General features: G+C 55.2%; 17 protein-coding genes. 13 read left to right on the forward strand and 4 right to left on the reverse strand.

Annotated elements, in window-relative coordinates; translation table 11 throughout:
- Nucleotides 1-121 precede the first annotated feature (121 nt).
- Nucleotides 122-1,318: a LacI family DNA-binding transcriptional regulator gene (locus tag HDF10_RS01870; RefSeq protein ID WP_183809920.1), complete on the reverse strand. Its 1,197-nt coding sequence runs from the start codon at nt 1,316-1,318 to the stop codon at nt 122-124.
- A 503-nt stretch (nt 1,319-1,821) separates the two neighbouring features.
- Here HDF10_RS01870 and HDF10_RS01875 point away from each other — a divergent pair.
- The 12 genes from HDF10_RS01875 (at nt 1,822) to HDF10_RS01915 (ending at nt 13,358) form a co-directional block, all read left to right on the forward strand.
- Complete coding sequence (locus tag HDF10_RS01875; protein ID WP_183809922.1) at nt 1,822-5,424, forward strand: TonB-dependent receptor; 3,603 nt, start codon at nt 1,822-1,824, stop codon at nt 5,422-5,424.
- 201 nt (nt 5,425-5,625) lie between these two features.
- On the forward strand, nt 5,626-6,603 hold the full coding sequence (locus HDF10_RS01880; RefSeq protein ID WP_311732632.1) for a tetratricopeptide repeat protein: 978 nt from the start codon (nt 5,626-5,628) through the stop codon (nt 6,601-6,603).
- A gap of 14 nt (nt 6,604-6,617) precedes the next feature.
- Nucleotides 6,618-6,743 (forward strand): hypothetical protein, encoded by a 126-nt coding sequence (locus HDF10_RS20705; protein ID WP_260177546.1) that lies wholly within the window; start codon nt 6,618-6,620, stop codon nt 6,741-6,743.
- A 551-nt stretch (nt 6,744-7,294) separates the two neighbouring features.
- Nucleotides 7,295-7,696 carry an FG-GAP repeat domain-containing protein gene (locus HDF10_RS20710; protein ID WP_260177547.1) on the forward strand — a complete coding sequence of 134 codons (402 nt, stop codon included), beginning with the start codon at nt 7,295-7,297 and terminating at the stop codon, nt 7,694-7,696.
- A 25-nt stretch (nt 7,697-7,721) separates the two neighbouring features.
- Entirely contained in the window at nt 7,722-8,027 is a 306-nt protein-coding gene (locus HDF10_RS20715; protein ID WP_311732633.1) for an ASPIC/UnbV domain-containing protein, read from the forward strand.
- Between the two features lie 56 nt (nt 8,028-8,083).
- Nucleotides 8,084-8,665, forward strand: coding sequence for a YceI family protein (locus HDF10_RS01890; RefSeq protein WP_183809926.1), 582 nt, complete (start codon nt 8,084-8,086; stop codon nt 8,663-8,665).
- Between the two features lie 283 nt (nt 8,666-8,948).
- On the forward strand, nt 8,949-9,194 hold the full coding sequence (locus HDF10_RS01895) for a glycoside hydrolase N-terminal domain-containing protein (RefSeq protein WP_183809928.1): 246 nt from the start codon (nt 8,949-8,951) through the stop codon (nt 9,192-9,194).
- A 10-nt stretch (nt 9,195-9,204) separates the two neighbouring features.
- A complete protein-coding gene (locus HDF10_RS01900) occupies nt 9,205-9,645 on the forward strand; it encodes a glycoside hydrolase N-terminal domain-containing protein (protein WP_183809930.1) in 441 nt (146 codons plus the stop codon).
- Nucleotides 9,582-10,196, forward strand: coding sequence for a glycosyl hydrolase family 95 catalytic domain-containing protein (locus HDF10_RS21315; protein WP_406705527.1), 615 nt, complete (start codon nt 9,582-9,584; stop codon nt 10,194-10,196). Before HDF10_RS01900 ends, HDF10_RS21315 begins: the two co-directional genes overlap by 64 nt.
- Nucleotides 10,174-10,284 (forward strand): glycosyl hydrolase family 95 catalytic domain-containing protein, encoded by a 111-nt coding sequence (locus HDF10_RS21320; RefSeq protein WP_406705528.1) that lies wholly within the window; start codon nt 10,174-10,176, stop codon nt 10,282-10,284. Before HDF10_RS21315 ends, HDF10_RS21320 begins: the two co-directional genes overlap by 23 nt.
- 166 nt (nt 10,285-10,450) lie before the next feature.
- Complete coding sequence (locus HDF10_RS01910; RefSeq protein WP_183809934.1) at nt 10,451-10,972, forward strand: glycoside hydrolase family 95-like protein; 522 nt, start codon at nt 10,451-10,453, stop codon at nt 10,970-10,972.
- Nucleotides 10,973-11,075: 103 nt separating this feature from the next.
- A complete protein-coding gene (locus tag HDF10_RS01915) occupies nt 11,076-13,358 on the forward strand; it encodes an alpha-galactosidase (protein ID WP_183809936.1) in 2,283 nt (760 codons plus the stop codon).
- Here HDF10_RS01915 and HDF10_RS01920 read toward each other — a convergent pair.
- A complete protein-coding gene (locus HDF10_RS01920; RefSeq protein ID WP_183809938.1) occupies nt 13,333-13,707 on the reverse strand; it encodes a hypothetical protein in 375 nt (124 codons plus the stop codon). The genes HDF10_RS01915 and HDF10_RS01920 overlap by 26 nt on opposite strands.
- A 39-nt stretch (nt 13,708-13,746) precedes the next feature.
- On the opposite strand from HDF10_RS01920, the gene HDF10_RS01925 reads away from it, so the two are divergent.
- A complete protein-coding gene (locus HDF10_RS01925; protein ID WP_183809940.1) occupies nt 13,747-14,550 on the forward strand; it encodes a C2 domain-containing protein in 804 nt (267 codons plus the stop codon).
- A gap of 13 nt (nt 14,551-14,563) precedes the next feature.
- Here the strand turns inward: HDF10_RS01925 and HDF10_RS01930 are convergent, their stop codons facing one another.
- Entirely contained in the window at nt 14,564-14,740 is a 177-nt protein-coding gene (locus HDF10_RS01930; RefSeq protein ID WP_183809942.1) for a hypothetical protein, read from the reverse strand.
- A gap of 43 nt (nt 14,741-14,783) precedes the next feature.
- Nucleotides 14,784-15,326, reverse strand: a complete 543-nt coding sequence (locus tag HDF10_RS01935) for a hypothetical protein (RefSeq protein ID WP_183809944.1) — start codon at nt 15,324-15,326, stop codon at nt 14,784-14,786.
- Nucleotides 15,327-15,420: the final 94 nt, after the last annotated feature.

Consider the following 15,420-nt stretch of genomic DNA (forward strand, 5'->3'; position numbering starts at 1 on the left):
TTCGCAACACTATAGCATTTGGGATGCGAGCCGCGACCGATGGTCATGTCATTTCGATGGCGGTTTGAGCGGGGAGAACCTTCGCGACGGGGTAAAACGCAGCGCGTTTCGTTGCGGCCGGCTAGGTGAGTTTGTGGTTTGTCGAGGGATGGGTTCCACAGGAGCGGCGAAGGACTGTCTTCGTCTGCACGAGGATGTCGCGCGTGGGCAGGTCGGGTTTTTCGAGTCGCTGCAGCATGGTTGCGATTGCCATGGCGCCGATGTCGGCACAGTTCTGATGTTGTGTGGTGAGCGGCACGGGGAGGAGGCTCGCGTATTTCACGTCGTCGATTCCGACGATGCGGATCTCATCCGGGACACGTATTCCGCGAGCGGCGAGGCCCTGCATGATGCGGGCTGCGGTGATGTCGTTGGCGCAGACGATGGCGTCGGGGTGGCAGTCGTTGAGGATCGTCTGTAGAAATTTGGGATCTTCCGGATCACCGATACGAACGAGGTCCTGTTGCAGGTTGACCCCTCGCGCCAGGAGAGCCTCTCGATAGCCGGCGATTCGTCCGTGAACGGTGGAGGCAGAGAGACGCCTGGCGACGAAGGCGATGCGTCTGGCTCCGTGAAGGAGCAGATGCTGGGTGATGAGAAATCCTGCGCTGCGATTGTCGATACCGACGAGGTCGTACTTAGAACGCAGAGGATAGGGGGCGTAGCACCTGTCGAGCAGCACGACGGGAATGCCTGCGCGATCGAATGCAGAGGCAATGCGGCGGTTGACGATGTCTTTTTCGGGAGTGAATTCGAGCGGCGCGAAGAAGACTCCGGAGACCTTTTGCGCGATGTACTTGTGGCAGAGCTGTTCGGCCTCCTTCTGCTGCTGGGCGAACTCGCCCATGGAGTGTCCCCACAGGAGGGAGTGGGGCCTTGAGAGAGGCGACTGCATCATGCCGTTGCAGATGGGCTCGAAGATCTCGGTTCGGCCGAGATCGGGAATTAGAAGCCCGAAGACGTGATCGGCCGATGCAATGGGCGCGAGAACGTGGGTGCCTGAGCCGGGACGTCGCGATACGAGGCCCTGCAACTGGAGTTCATGGACGGCTTTCGCCACGGTGATGCGTGAGGCGTTGTAGCGCTTTCCGAGTTCGGTTTCACTGGGCAGACGGTCTCCGCGACGAAGGGCTCCGGTCTTGATGCCAGAGTGAAGATCCTCGAAGATCTCGCGGTACTTCGGTGTGGCGGACGACTCTTTCCTGCTGCCGGAGCTGGTTTGCGAGTCGGCGGAGGCTGACGATTTGTTCTCGGTTCGCGAGATCCCGGTGTTCTTCATGCAAGTCAATTCGGTCGGTTGAAGTGTGTGGTTAATGTATAGACAAATCGACATCCAGGCGAGCCGCGATTGGACTGACAGATCGAAGGTGGTCAACCTTTTGGTGGATATCGTTCTGCAACGAGAAGTCGAAGCGACTCTGGGAATGGGAGCTAACTGTTTGTTTTCAGATGATTTGTAGAGAAAATTTCCAGCCGTCGTGAAGTAAAGTTCTCCAGAGAGGTACGACCAATTCTAGATTTTTGTTGGAAGTCCTTCCAAAGGGTTGGTTTGTCAATAACTTGCAAAATAATAACTGTTCAAACTTATTGACATTGTCCGGGCGGCGCGAGTATTTTTCGGATCGATTCAAAAGGCCAATAGTTTTGGTTGTGACAAGGCGTTGTTGGCCTGACTTCGCGGTCAGGTTTGTATTGGTTTCGACTTTTGAAGTGATATTCGGCAGCACTTAGAGATGATTGCCAAACAAGTAAGCAAACGTGAAGCATTTTTGGAGGCTTGCAATGAGATTTGTGACGCGCGCAATGGTCGGGTTGCTCTTTGCTGCATGTGTTCTGGTGTCTTCGCCAGTCGCGTATGGCCAGGCGGTCTATGGTTCGATCTTCGGATCGACCGTGGACAGCACGGGTGCTGCAGTTCCAGGCGCGACGATTACAGTTGTCGACAACGCGAAGGGGACGTCAGTTTCCGTGCAGTCTAATGGAAGCGGCGAATTTACTGTTGAACATCTGATCCCCGACGTCTACGACGTTAAGGTTAGCGCGTCGGGTTTCAAGGGGTTTGAGCAGAAGGGCATCCTGATTACTGCTGACACCTCGATCAAGGTGGAGGCAGCGCTGACGGTTGGAGGATCCGATCAGACGGTTGAGGTAAACGCTGATGCGATTCCCCAGTTGAAGACGGACCGTGCGGATGTATCGACGACATTTGGGGCGAAGGAGATTACAGACCTGCCTATTCCAGACAGGAATTTTACGAATCTGCAGTTGCTTTTACCAGGCGCGCAACTGCTCGGGTGGAGTCATGCGGCGAGTGAGAATCCGCAGGGATCGAAACAGATCGAAGTAGACGGGCAGGCGTTTGCGGGAGTTGCGTTCCAATTGGATGGAACCGACAACCAGGACCCGATTCTCGGAATTATCGTGGTCAACCCAAACTCCGATTCGTTGTCCGAGACGAAGATCACAACGCAGAACTTCGACGCGGAGTTTGGCAAGGCAGTATCGTCGGTGGTGACGGCGCAAACGAAGTCAGGGTCCAACAACTGGCATGGATCGGCGTTCGACTATCGCGAAAGCAACGCGAACCTTGCACGCGAACCATTCTCGCAGGGCTCCGGCCAGCTTTCGGCGACGAACCCGTTCCCTCAGGGCTTGAAGAATCAGTTTGGCGGATCGATTGGTGGAAAGATCATCAAGGATAAGTTGTTCTTCTTTGGAGACTATCAAGGAGTAAGACAGAAGGTTGGTATAGCTAACGTGCAGACTGTTCCGACGGCGCACCTTGTCTCGACCTGCATTGGACAGGCCACCACCGTAACTGGACAGCCCGGATGCGATTTCAGCGAATATACTCCGGCAGTCGGACAGCTCTACCACCAAGTGAATGGCCAGTCTGTTCCGTACGCGAGCAACGTTATCCCCGCGTCGGACGTGTCTGTGCCGGCGCGGAACTTCCTCAAGCTTCTAGTGCCTTACGCTCCGAATACGCCTGGCTCTCCGGTAGCTGGAGTCACCGGTATTAAGAATAACTATGCAGGTAGCGGGACGGGCGGCTTCAACAGCGATCAGTGGGACGTTCGAGGTGACTGGACGGTCAACGATAGAACCCACGTTTTTGGCAGGTTCAGCCGCTTCACGGATACACTTACCGGCAAGACGATCTTTGGCGATGCTGGAGGATCGGGGTTTGGCTTGGGTGGTTACGGTGGCACCTCGCAGGGCGCAAACGACAGCGCAGCGGCGGGCGTAGACATTGCCGTGAACTCGAAGTTGGTTACCGACGTTCGACTTGGGTACTTCCGGTACAACATTGGGACATCGAAGTACGACGCGGGTACAAATCTGGCGACGAACATTGGAGCGCCGGGTTTGAATCTGGGAGATTCCACCACGAGTGGTTCACCGTCGTTTCAGCTAACGGAAGTGGGCAGCTTCGGACCGCCGAACAATAGCCAAACTCAAGGCCCGCAGTACGGTGCCGGGTTAAACGTGGACCGTTGCAACTGTCCGCTGACCGAGCGTGAAGACCAGTATCAGCTTGCGAACAACTGGACCAGGACGATAGGCAATCACAGCGTGAAGTTCGGTGTTGACCTCCGTTATGCACGCAACCTGAGGGTGCCGAGCGACAACGACCGTACTGGCCTTTTGTTCTTCGGTACCGGTCCGTCGTCAAACGGGGCCAATGGAACGACTGGCTTGGGATTTGCATCGTTCGTACTTGGCAGCCCAACTCAGTTTGAGCGGTATGTGAGTACAACGACGAATGCCAAGGAGTTTCAGAAGCGGGACTTTTTCTATGCCCAGGATACGTGGCGCGTCACTCCGAAGCTGACGGTCAACCTGGGCTTACGCTATGAGCTGTACTTCCCAGAGACCGTGAATGGCAAGGGAAACGGAGCGCTATTGAACCTGAACACTGGTTTTCTCCAGGTGGCAGGTTACGGCAACATTGGCAGCAATATGAACTACAGCCTGCCGGGTAATGCGTATAACCCACGCATCGGAGTTGCGTATCAGGCCACTCCTGCGACCGTGATCCGGGCCGGATATGGACGAAGCTTCGACATTGGCGTATTCGGGTCGATCTTTGGACACGCAGCAACGCAGAACCTCCCGGTGCTGCAGAACCAGACGATCACGGCTAGCGACACTGCCTCAGCGTTCGACCTGGCAGTAGGACCACCTCTGGCGACACCGGTTGCAGTACCAGCGAGCGGTCTGTTGCCAAATCCGGGCTCCCAGGTAACCTCACGCGCACGGCCGACAACGCTTCGTCTGCCGACACTTGATGCCTGGAATTTGAGCGTTCAGCAGTCGTTCTCCCCCACTTTGTCGATGACGGTCGCCTACGTAGGCAATAAGGGTACCCATACTTTCGGGGACATATCTGGGAATACAACCAATCCCAATGAGGCCGCAATCTCCCTGTCGCCAAGCCAGACCTTCAACGGGCAGGCGCTTCACTGGAATCCGAATCTACCCAAGTTTCCGGATGGCACAAGCCAGTACGTCAATGGCATCGGTCCCGGAGGCGCGGTCAATAACCAGAATCTTCTACGGCGATATTACGGCGGTTCGCTGCCCGCGTGTAGCGGTCCTTGCCTATGGACGAACGATATTACGGATTTCTCTGACAATCTCGATACTCACTACAATGCGCTGCAGATATCGGTAGCAAAGACGTATGCGCATGGTATCTCACTAAATGCCAACTATGCCTGGCAGCAAGCACTAAGCGACTCGGTAAACTACTCGTCCTGGGACAAGCATATCGTTGCGGGCCGGGACGGGGCGCTACGTCAGCAACAGATTATCGTTTACGGATTGTTCGAGTTACCGTTTGGCAGGAACAAGCTGTTGCTCTCGAACGCGAACCGAGTGGTCAATCAGATCGTGAGCGGGATTCAGATCAGTCCGGTGATCAACTACTCTAGCGGCTTGCCGTTCACCTTGACCTATTCGACCTGCAGTCAGCAGGTCCCGTCTGATGCGCCCTGTCGAGTAAACGGCGACACTCGCCAATTCCACTCCCGGGAGACAGGAATCCCGGGTAATAACCTTTTGTTTTATCAGCCTTATAATATCGATAGTGGCAACGGGCCTTTCTCGCGGCCGGGTCTCGACCAGATCGGCAATGTGGGACGGAACACGGTCTTCGGCCCGCATTTCTTCAACGCCGATCTGTCGATCCAGAAAAACTTTCTTATTCGTGAGAAGCTAACCTTCCAGTTGCGAGCGGATGGCTTCAACGCCTTCAACCATATCAATTGGGGCGCACCTGTCGGCAATGTGGACCAGGGAGGCTCGATTACGAACGGACCCTTCCCGAACAATTCGGCTAATCCGAGGCAGTTGCAGTTCTCGGGGCGTTTTCAGTTCTAGAAATAACATGGGTATAACTAAAGGGGGAGCTACGGCTCTCCCTTTAGTTTCGGTTACACTCGGTCCTGATCTTCTATGCCTCGCCTGCTCAAAGTAGTGTTACCGTGCTGCCTGTCTTTCTTTGTAGCGCTACCCCTGCTATCTGGACTTGCACAGAGTCTGTCCCAAAATGTACCTAAAGTGCAGGCGCCGGAGCCACTGGTGGCCTCTCCAGGAGCTTCGGCTATTGAAGCAACGCCAAGTCTTGCGCGGCTACGGGCAATGATTGATCGCGGGCTTGCCGTAGATGCACTAAAGCAGTTGGATACGCTGGCTGCAGAAAAGCCGGTGCAGGCAGGGGTCTATCGGGTGCGGGGGCTGGCGCTGTATTCGCTGAATGATTTTACGGATGCAGATGTTGCGCTTGCGAGTGCGTTGAAGCAGGACCCTCATGATGAAGAGTCGACGCAACTGCGAGGCCTGACGCTGTTTCGCATGGGGCGGCCTGCGGATGCGATTCCTCTGCTCGAGTCCACGTCCAGCTGGACAGCGCTGACCAAAATCGATCCCAACTATGTGCTCGCACTTTGTTATGTCGACACCAATCAGTTTGACAAGGCGCGTGCGGCATTCGCGACACAGTATGGGTTTGCTGCTGATTCGGCAGCGGCCTATCTTCTGGCTGCGCGAATGCTGCTGCGGAGAGATGGCCTGCCGGTGGCGCAGCAGTTTGCTGCGAAGGCGCTGGAGTTAGACCCGCAGTTGCCGCTGGCCCATTTACTACTCGGCGAAGTTGCGCTGGCCGGAGAGCATCTGGATACGGCGATTGCGGAGTTTGAGAAAGAACGGAGCCGTAATCCGCTGGATGGGAGCATCTACGATAGGCTGGGGGACGCGTATAGCCGGTCAGGGGACTATACGAAGGCTCAACAATCGTTGCAGCGTGCGCTGTTGCTGGAGCCAAATTCGACGGGGCCCTATATTCTGCTTGGCAAGGTTTTATTGAAGCGACAGGATGCTGCCAGCGCGTTGATGTATTTGGAACGTGCTGAAAAGATGGACTCGAACAACTACATCACGCATAGTCTGTTGGGACAGGCTTATCGATCGCTGGGCAGGACAGATGACGCGAGTCGAGAGACCGAGATCTCTCACAAGATACAGTCAGCGAACGAACCCAAACTGGAAACGCTTCATTGAAGACGAGGGTACGCTTGTCGTGGTTTCCTCAGGACGAGCTCGTTGCGGTGAGGGCGGCATTGATTGCATGGATGGTGCTGTCGAACGTCGCTCTTTCGCAAGAGCCACCAGATGCGTTGAAGAAGGCGGATGCGGCGTAGAGGGCAGGTCAGGCTGCGTTAGCTCAAAAAGACTTGAACGCGCGCTCAGGCTGACTTTGAACAGGTAGTCAAGCTCGCTCCGCAGGCTGAGCAGGGGCACAGTGCGCTTGGGGCAGTTCTCGTAAATCGGGGGCTTGTAAAGGCATTTATGAGCGTCGAACGAGCGCTGGCGATAAAGAGCGACGAAAGTACTGCGCAGATGAATCTCGCGATGGCGTATGAACAGATCGGTTTGCAGGAAAGGCGATTCCGTTATTTTCCAAATATGAAGCAGAGGCGCAGCTGCAGAAGCGCACGCTGCCGTCGTACGTCCTCGCCCTATATGCACGTTCTCTTGCGGCAAATCGCCAGGTTGGGCTTGCCGTGACAAAGATGAAGGCAGCGCTTGCCACAGATTCGCAGAATGCTGAGCTTCACGACGAGCTTGGTTAGTTGTATGCGCAGCAAAAAAGATTGGACTCACGCACGAGAGGAGTTTGTAATAGCCATTGAACGTAATCCCAGTCTTGCGGTCGCGCATTTGCATCTTGGGTTGGCGATGCGAGCTCGGGATGAAAAGGAAGGGATCTCTGGGGGATGCGACGTTTGAAGACCACACCTATCCCAGCGGTCTCGGCGAGAATACGCGACTGCTTGGATGGGGCGTTGGCTTTTTTGATATGGATAACGACGGGTGGCTCGACATCCTGATGTCGAATGCGCATGTTTATCCTGAAGTGGATAAGTCAAAGGCCGATCTAAAATACGCAGAGCATAAGTGTCTGTATCGGAACCTGCATAACGGCCGCTTTCAGGACGTCACGAATAAAGGTGGTCCGGGGATACTGGAGGATGTGCCGGCTCGTGGCTGTGTCTTTGGCGGCTACGACAACGACGGGGATCCTGGATATCGTCGTGAACTGTATCAATGCAGGACCACAGCTTCTGCGCTGCGATTCGACACTGAATCGTAACTGGATCAAGATCAAACTGGTTGGTGTGAAGTCAAACCGTTCCGGGATTGGAAGCCGGGTGATTGTGACTGCTACAACGACACCCGATGCTGCAAAGCCTTCGAGGCAGCTTGATGAGCTACGAAGTGGAGGCAGCTATTTTTCGCAAAACGATATGCGAATGCACTTTGGACTCGACCGGACCAAGAAGGTGGATATGGTGGAGATACGATGGCTTAGCGGGCAGGTGGATCAACTCAAAAATCTTGAGGTCAACCAGCTTTATGTCGTTCAGGAAGGCGGGAAGATCTTGAGGGCTGGCCCGCTGAAGGCGGCGAAACGGAAAGGTTAGACGCGGGCTTTCTTTTTGTTTGACAGCAGGGTGGAGAGAGTTCAAACTCAAGCACCATGCGACTAGCTCTTCTCAGTCTTCTGACAATTGTCTTGCTGCCGACGCCAAGCAAGGCTCAAGTTCCCGTCTTCAAAACTACTCCAGAGGACAGCAGTATCAACTTTTACGTTAAAGCCTCGGTAGCTCTGGTCGGTAAATTCGATAAGTGGGATGCTTCTTTGAAGTTCACCTCTTCGGATGTGACGACGGGGGTTCTGGATATCCGGATTGCGGCGGCTACGGTGAATACCGGCAGTGGAATGAAGGACAAAAAGCTGAAGAGCAAGGATTTTTTCGACGCTGAACAATCACCGTCGATTACGTTCCACTCAACGAAGGTGGTGCAGACTGGCCCTGAATCTTTTGACGTCTTTGGGAATTTTTCCATAAGGGGCGTGTCTAAACCTGAGACTTTGAAGCTGACAGTTTCAGGTAAAGGCACGGGTACCGGCGTTATCAAAGGGGCTATGGCGTTTGATCGCAAGGACTATGGGATGACAAGCGGGATACCTTTTGTGAAGATCGCCGACCGCGTTGAAGTGGATGTGGACCTGAAAGTAGAGCAGGTCAGCGGGCCTCGACTGGTCTATAAGCAGTAGACTCCCAGCGTTTATCTCTGGCCTTGCCAGGGGGTAGACCTTATCCCAAGCAGATCTCGCACGCACGCAGGAAACGGAAGCCTGTTAGAGTTCTTAGTCGAGGTTTCTTCGAACGGACGACCTACGAAAAATCGCGCAGCAGAGGGCTCTTACGAGACGCGCATTTCTGCGCTCTGCGGCAGTGACCGGTGCCGGCAGTCGATTGCTTGGCTTTGCTCCATGCGCGCTGCGAGGATGCCTCGACTGCAGAAGACGGTCGTCGTCACCTTTGGAGGGGGAGCGCGTGACGGTAGCCGCTGAGCGCAACACGCTCTGGTATGCAACTGAGGCGAAACGGTGGCTGGAGGCGGTTCCCATTGGGAATGGCCGAATTGGCGGGATGGTCTTCGGGGGCGTTGGCAAAGAGCGTGTTGCCCTGACCGAAACGACTGCCTGGTCGGGAGCAGCGAGCGAATCGAACGTGAACCCTGGGGCACTCCAACATCTCGGCGAGATACGCCAGCTCCCTTTTTCGGGGCGAGTACGGTAAAGCGCGGAAGATGTGCGAAGAACACCTTCTAAGCCACACGACCTCGTTCGGAACGAATCTCCCTTTGTTTGATCTTCTTTTGGAGTTCGAGGAGCCGGGGCGTGAAACGGCTTATCGGCGAGCGTTAGACCTCGAGACCGGAATCTTAGGGATCGAATATCGAGTGGGGCCGCATCTCTTCACGCGTGAGTCGTTCTGCTCCAACCCCGATCAAGTGCTTGTCCTGCATCTTGCAAGTCCCATCGCCGGACAGATCAGTTTTGCGGCGACATTCGATGGAATCAAGATTCCTGGTGCGGTGAATTCTCTAGGAGACGACACCCTTATCTTTCGGGGGAATGCCTTCGAGGGGCTGCATAGCAATGGGAATCAGGGCGTCTCGATAGAGTGCTATCTCCGTCTCCTGCACCAAGGGGGGAGATTTCGGCGGGAAAGGATTCGCTGCAGGTAAAAGCCGCAGATGCAGTTACGTTGCTGGTCGCAATCGCGACGAACTATGGTGGCCGCAACCCAGGGAAGATCTGTGACGAGTCTTTGCAGGCCGCAGCCGCAAAATCCTACGCTGAGCTCCGGAGGAATCATGTTGCCGATTATCGAGAACTATTTAGCAGGGTTCGGATCGATCTGGGATCTCGGAGTGATGCTGCCAATATTCCAACGGATCAGCGGCGGAGGTTGTTGGAAAGGGGAGCCAGCGATCCAGAGCTATGTGCGCTCTTTTTCCAGTATGGACGGTATCTGACGATCGCTGGCTCGCGTTTAAACTCTCCGCTTCCTCTCGCTCTGCAGGGAATCTGGAATGACGGGCTGGCGTCCAGTATGGGCTGGACCGACGACTTTCACCTGGACATCAATACAGAACAAAACTACTGGCTCGCCGAGGTAGGGAACCTCTCGGAGTCGCAAGCTCCACTCTTTGTTTTGATCGAGAAGCTGCGTCAGTCAGGCGGGAACATCCGGTATCTGGATTGCGCTTCAGATGTGGGAACACTTTCGCTTTAATCGAGATATGGAGTTTCTTCGGGAGCGTTTGTATCCCGTATTCAAAGAGTCGGCCGAGTTTGGAAGCGGAGAGGCTGCTCTCAATTGATTCCGACACTCTCCCGACGGCGCCCGGAACGCATTCTCCGATGAATCGGATGGACCAGTCACAAGCCAGCCGTGTTTTGGATGCTCCACCATATATGTAAGAAAGAACCTCGCACCTCATTGCTCTTTATCCGGAGAACCAGATATCGTCGGAAAAGACTCCGGCGTTGGCAAATGCCGCGCGCGTCACTCTGGAGCGGCGTATCCATCATCCGAAGTGGGAGGATACTGAGTGGAGCCGCGCCAATCTTGTGAACTACTACGCCAGACTCTGGGACGACGAAGCAGCCCATCAACATCTCATAGGTCTGCTCTCGAAGGCTACTGGAGACAACCTGCTGACCTACTCGCGAGCTGGCGTGGCAGGCGCGTCCCAGAATATCTTCGCGATCGACGGCAACACTGCCGGCGCTGCGGGTATCGCTGAGATGCTGCTGCAATCGCAGGGGGACTCGATCCATCTTTTGCCTGCGCTGCCATCGGCGTGGCCCACTGGCCGTGTCAGTGGTCTTTGCGCACGAGGCGGATTTGAGGTTGATATGAACTGGCGATCGAACCGGCTTACATTTGCTGCGATTCGTAGCAAACGAGGAGGAGATTGCACGGTTCGCTATGGAAAAACTTTGAAGCCAATTCACGTAGAAGCAGGTCAAACAGTACGTCTTACGGCGAGGTCGTTTGTGGCGTAGCTAAGACGATCGAGTCATGAACAGCAGGACGGTTAGGCACTTTATACGCAGACTTGGCAGCGAGAAGAGAGGGAGCGAGTCGATGAAGATTTGGAACTGGGGAATGAGAGATCTACGAAGCGACAAGGTTTTTTTCTGTGCCGCGCATTTGCTTCGAACCCGTTTTAGCTTCGGTGTCTTGATCTGGATAGCCTCTGTCAACATCGTTGCCCCAAGATTTGTCCAGGCACAGTCGAACGATGCAGCGATTCGCTTCGATAGCCGGACCCAGGTCTTTCGTATCGACGCAGCGGATATGTCCTATGTGCTCGGTATCAACGATAAGAAGCAGGTGCAAACGTTGTATTGGGGAAAGCGGCTTAGTGCAGCGGATAACTTTGCGATGGCACACTCCGATCCCGGGATGTCTTCTTTTGATTCCTCGATCAACACTACCCGGCAGGAGTTTGTGGCCTGGGGTGGAGATCTTTACGTTGAGCCCGATCTGAAGGTAACTTTTCCGGACGGTAATCGAGATCTGGTTCTGCAATATGTCTCCCACAATGTCGATGGGAAACGGTTGAAGATTCTGCTCAAGGACATCTCACGCGAGGTCTACGTCGAGTTGCAGTATCAGGTAGACGCAGCGACGGGAGTTCTTCGTCGATCAGCCCAGGTGCAGAATAGGACTTCATCTTCGTTGACGATTGAACAGATCGCTGCGGGCACCTGGGATCTGCCGCGCGGGACCGACTATCGACTGCGTTATCTGACGGGCCGTTGGGCGGGAGAGTGGAGCCTGCACGAGCAGCTGATTCAACCCGGAAAGACGATCCTTGAGAGTCGCCGAGGATCTACTGGTGATCAGAACAATCCGTGGTTTGCGATCGACCGAAATGGCTCGAACGATCAAGACAGCGGCGATGTCTGGTTTGGGGCGCTGGGATGGAGCGGTTCCTGGCAGATGAGCATCGAGCAAGACGAGATTCAGCAGATCCGCATTACGGGAGGGCCTAACAGCTTTGATTTTGGGTATAGGCTGGCTGCAGGTGAGCACCTTCAGTCGCCTAACTTTTATGCTGGTTATTCGCACGACGGCATTGGCGGTGCGTCGAGGCTGCTGCATCGCTTCGAGATCTCCAGCATCCTTCCGCATGGGCCTGACGCGAAGCTGCGGCCGGTTCTCTATAACTCCTGGGAGGCCACGGAGTTCAAAGTGGATGAAGCTGGGCAGGATACGCTCGCTGAAAAGGCCGCAAGTATCGGGGTCGAGCGCTTCGTTGTTGACGATGGCTGGTTTGGTCAACGCGCCAGTGATCGTGCCGGGCTGGGAGACTGGTATGTGAACCCAGTGAAGTTTCCGCATGGCTTGAGGCCTCTGATCGACAAGGTGCATTCGCTTGGCATGGACTTCGGACTCTGGGTCGAACCTGAGATGGTGAACCCGGACAGTGATCTCTACCGCAAGCATCCCGACTGGGTTCTGAACTTCACTGGCCGGCCTCGCAGTGAGGGGCGCAATCAGTTGATGCTCAACCTGGCGAGGCCGGATGTGCGCGCGTATGTCTTTCAGTTTCTCGACAAGTTGCTTGACGAAAATGATATTGCCTTTCTCAAGTGGGACTATAACCGCAATTGGTCCGAACCGGGATGGCCTGCGGTAGCGCCCGACGATCAGAAGAAGGTCTACATCAACTACATCCAGAATCTTTATTCGATTCTTGACGAGTTGCGCGCCAAACACCCCAAAGTAGAGATTGAAAGCTGCTCCGGCGGCGGCAGCCGAGTCGATCTGGGCATCATGCGATATACCGATGAGGTGTGGCCTTCGGATAACACGGATGCGTTTGATCGGCTGCTGATTCAGGATGGCTTCACTTATGCCTATGCGCCTGGTGTGATGATGGCTTGGGTGACCGACTCCCCTACGTGGGTGAATCAACGATCTCTTTCTCTTGAATACCGTTTTCTCTCATCGATGCAGGGATCGCTGGGTATTGGCGCAAATCTCAACAACTGGAAGGCTGACGATTTTGAGACGGCAAAAAGAATGGTGGAACAGTACAAGCAGATTCGGCAGACGGTGCAGCGTGGCTCGCTCTACCGGCTAATTTCCCCGCAAAAGGGAAGCGAGCAATCTGTAACCGAGACTGTATCAGAAGATCAAAACCATGCCGTGGCGTTTGCGTTTCTGCACTCCAGTCAAATGCTTTATCCCTTTCCGCGCATTTACCTTCGTGGGTTGAGGCCGGACGCTATGTATCGGATTGCGTCGCTTGATGGCAAGCTTTCGGCGGATACTCCAGCGGTGGCGAGTGGGTCTTTCTGGATGCAGTATGGGGTGGATGTGGAGTTGCGGGGGGACTTCCAGGCCGCCGCCTTCACTCTGGAAAAATTTGAGAGGTGAGCTTTTGCCGGATGAGAGGTGCGATTGTTTCGTACATTTTTTTGTGGGCTGGTATGTGGACGTTTTTGCAGGGGTTTTTTGCGAAAAGCGGGTGTTTTGAAATGGTTTTTTGATGGTGAGAACGTGGTGGAATGCGTGGTAAACGTGGTGTCTTGGCAGTCACTTTTTCGGGGTGGAAAAATGTGCCAGGTTTTGGAGATTTATTTTCTTGGGCTTCCCGTTTTGGGAATGCCGGGATAGCAGGTCCGGTTGATCCTTTGAAAGTGGCTATGCTGAGCGGCGTTGAGGTGGTGCTGTTGCGGGGGGCTGCATCGTGAATGAATGGATGGTGGCTGGTGTTACGGCACATGCTGTCTGATGTCAGGACCTTTGAATGTCATGGATCTTGATGGCCACGATGATCGTGACGGAGGTTGCGATGTTCAACATTCGTACTATGCTTTCGGCGACGTTGATCCTGGACGCTGTCCTGCTGGTTGCTTTGCCGGGGCGAGGATTGCAGGACCAGGGCAGGAATAGCATGGCTGGGATGGACATGAGTGGCGGCAAGGGCAAGATGGGGGATATGGCTGACATGAAGGACATGGGGCCGAGCATGGCTGCCATGGCCGGGCATATGGCCGTCACTCCCGTGTGGCCGGGGCAGCCGGGCGATGAGGCAAAGGCTAAGGACGTAGTGGCCCAGGCCAAGGCGGCGATGGAGCGGTACAAGGACTACCGCAAGGCTCTGGCGGATGGATACGTGATTGCGAATCCGAAGCTGGAACAGCCGCAGTACCACTTCAACAACGAGGCCAACGCGCGTGCGTCCGATCTACATTTCGATCCAAGCAGGCCGACGTCCTTGCTCTACCGACACACGGAGTACAAGCAGTACAGGCTGGAGGGGGTGATGTACACGGCGCGGCCGAACTCGACGGAGGAGGAGCTGAACGAGCGGATCCCGCTCAGCGTGGCGCGGTGGCATGAGCACATCAACTTCTGCGAGGCCCCGGCAGATCGCGTGAGGGACTACCAGGCTGCGCGTCCAAAGTTCGGCATGTTTGGATCGATCCATACCAGAGAGGCGTGCGAGGCCGAGGGCGGAATCTTCCATCCTTATATGTTTACCTGGATGATCCACGTCTTTCCGTATGAGAGCAACTTCAAAGACGCCTTTTCGATGAACGACGACGTGGCGCATGTGCATTGAGGCGCAGTCAGGGCTATTCGTTGGCGATCATCTCGCGGACTTCGGCGAGATGCTGCTGGAGCTGGGCGATCTTGTGAGGCCAGGAGCCTTCGGGGTCGGGATAGGGTTCTCCGGAGGCGTAGCGACGCTCGGCTTCGGCGAGGCCCTGGGTGATGTGGGCAAGGCGGTCTTGCAGGGTGGGGCCGCTCATGAGGAAGAGCCTATCACTTTGGCTGACCGAGGATGAGAGAGTTCTATTTTGAAAGGACGAGGGATTTGAGGTGGCTTCCGTCGTAGTAGAACTGGTTTGCGGTGCCTACCAGTTTTTCGTAGACGAAGGACTCTCGTGAGATGGTCACTTTTTTAGAGCCGTAGAGGTTCTGGTAGCTTCCGGGGTGGAGCTTCCAGACGACCATCGGGGCTGCGACCTGGGTGGGAGGGATGACAGATACGAGGACTGGTCTGTCTTTTTTGAGGTAGACGAGGGTGAGTTGTTCGAGCTGGCTGGTCTGCTCGCTTCCCTGCGTGGGGTTGCGCTGGATGAGGGCGACGAGGTAGGAGGTCTTGCCTTTGGGGTAGAAGTTTCCGGAGGTTACTCCCGGGCATTCGCCGGGGTGGTTGCCCTTCCATCGTTGCGGGTCTGTTCCGGCGAGGTCCCGGGGTTGCAGGATGGTCCAGTTGTCCTGCTGGACTGCGGCGCGGATGGATGAAGGGAGGTTGTTCAGGCAGTCCTCTGCGCGGGCGTGCGCTGAGAGGGAGAGGAGGATTGCGAAGAGGATGCCTTTTGAGATGCTCATGGTACTAGCTTCGTCTGCCCTGAGAGGTTTTAGCGATACTACCTTTAGGGGAGGAGACGGTTCGCGCCTACGGACGAATGCCCACGTCTTTGGA

The sequence above is a fragment of the Tunturiibacter empetritectus genome (assembly GCF_014201375.1).
Taxonomy (GTDB): Bacteria; Acidobacteriota; Terriglobia; order Terriglobales; family Acidobacteriaceae; genus Edaphobacter; species Edaphobacter lichenicola_D.

Bases quoted from the DNA above. Each gene is read 5' to 3' on its own strand.
- HDF10_RS01870 (WP_183809920.1), bottom strand. From the start codon at position 1,318: ATGAAGAACACCGGGATCTCGCGAACCGAGAACAAATCGTCAGCCTCC.
- HDF10_RS01875 (WP_183809922.1), top strand. From the start codon at position 1,822: ATGAGATTTGTGACGCGCGCAATGGTCGGGTTGCTCTTTGCTGCATGT.
- HDF10_RS20710 (WP_260177547.1), top strand. From the start codon at position 7,295: ATGAAAAGGAAGGGATCTCTGGGGGATGCGACGTTTGAAGACCACACC.
- HDF10_RS01890 (WP_183809926.1), top strand. From the start codon at position 8,084: ATGCGACTAGCTCTTCTCAGTCTTCTGACAATTGTCTTGCTGCCGACG.
- HDF10_RS01900 (WP_183809930.1), top strand. From the start codon at position 9,205: ATGTGCGAAGAACACCTTCTAAGCCACACGACCTCGTTCGGAACGAAT.
- HDF10_RS21320 (WP_406705528.1), top strand. From the start codon at position 10,174: ATGTGGGAACACTTTCGCTTTAATCGAGATATGGAGTTTCTTCGGGAG.
- HDF10_RS01915 (WP_183809936.1), top strand. From the start codon at position 11,076: ATGAGAGATCTACGAAGCGACAAGGTTTTTTTCTGTGCCGCGCATTTG.
- HDF10_RS01920 (WP_183809938.1), bottom strand. From the start codon at position 13,707: ATGTGCCGTAACACCAGCCACCATCCATTCATTCACGATGCAGCCCCC.
- HDF10_RS01925 (WP_183809940.1), top strand. From the start codon at position 13,747: ATGGCCACGATGATCGTGACGGAGGTTGCGATGTTCAACATTCGTACT.
- HDF10_RS01930 (WP_183809942.1), bottom strand. From the start codon at position 14,740: ATGAGCGGCCCCACCCTGCAAGACCGCCTTGCCCACATCACCCAGGGC.
- HDF10_RS01935 (WP_183809944.1), bottom strand. From the start codon at position 15,326: ATGAGCATCTCAAAAGGCATCCTCTTCGCAATCCTCCTCTCCCTCTCA.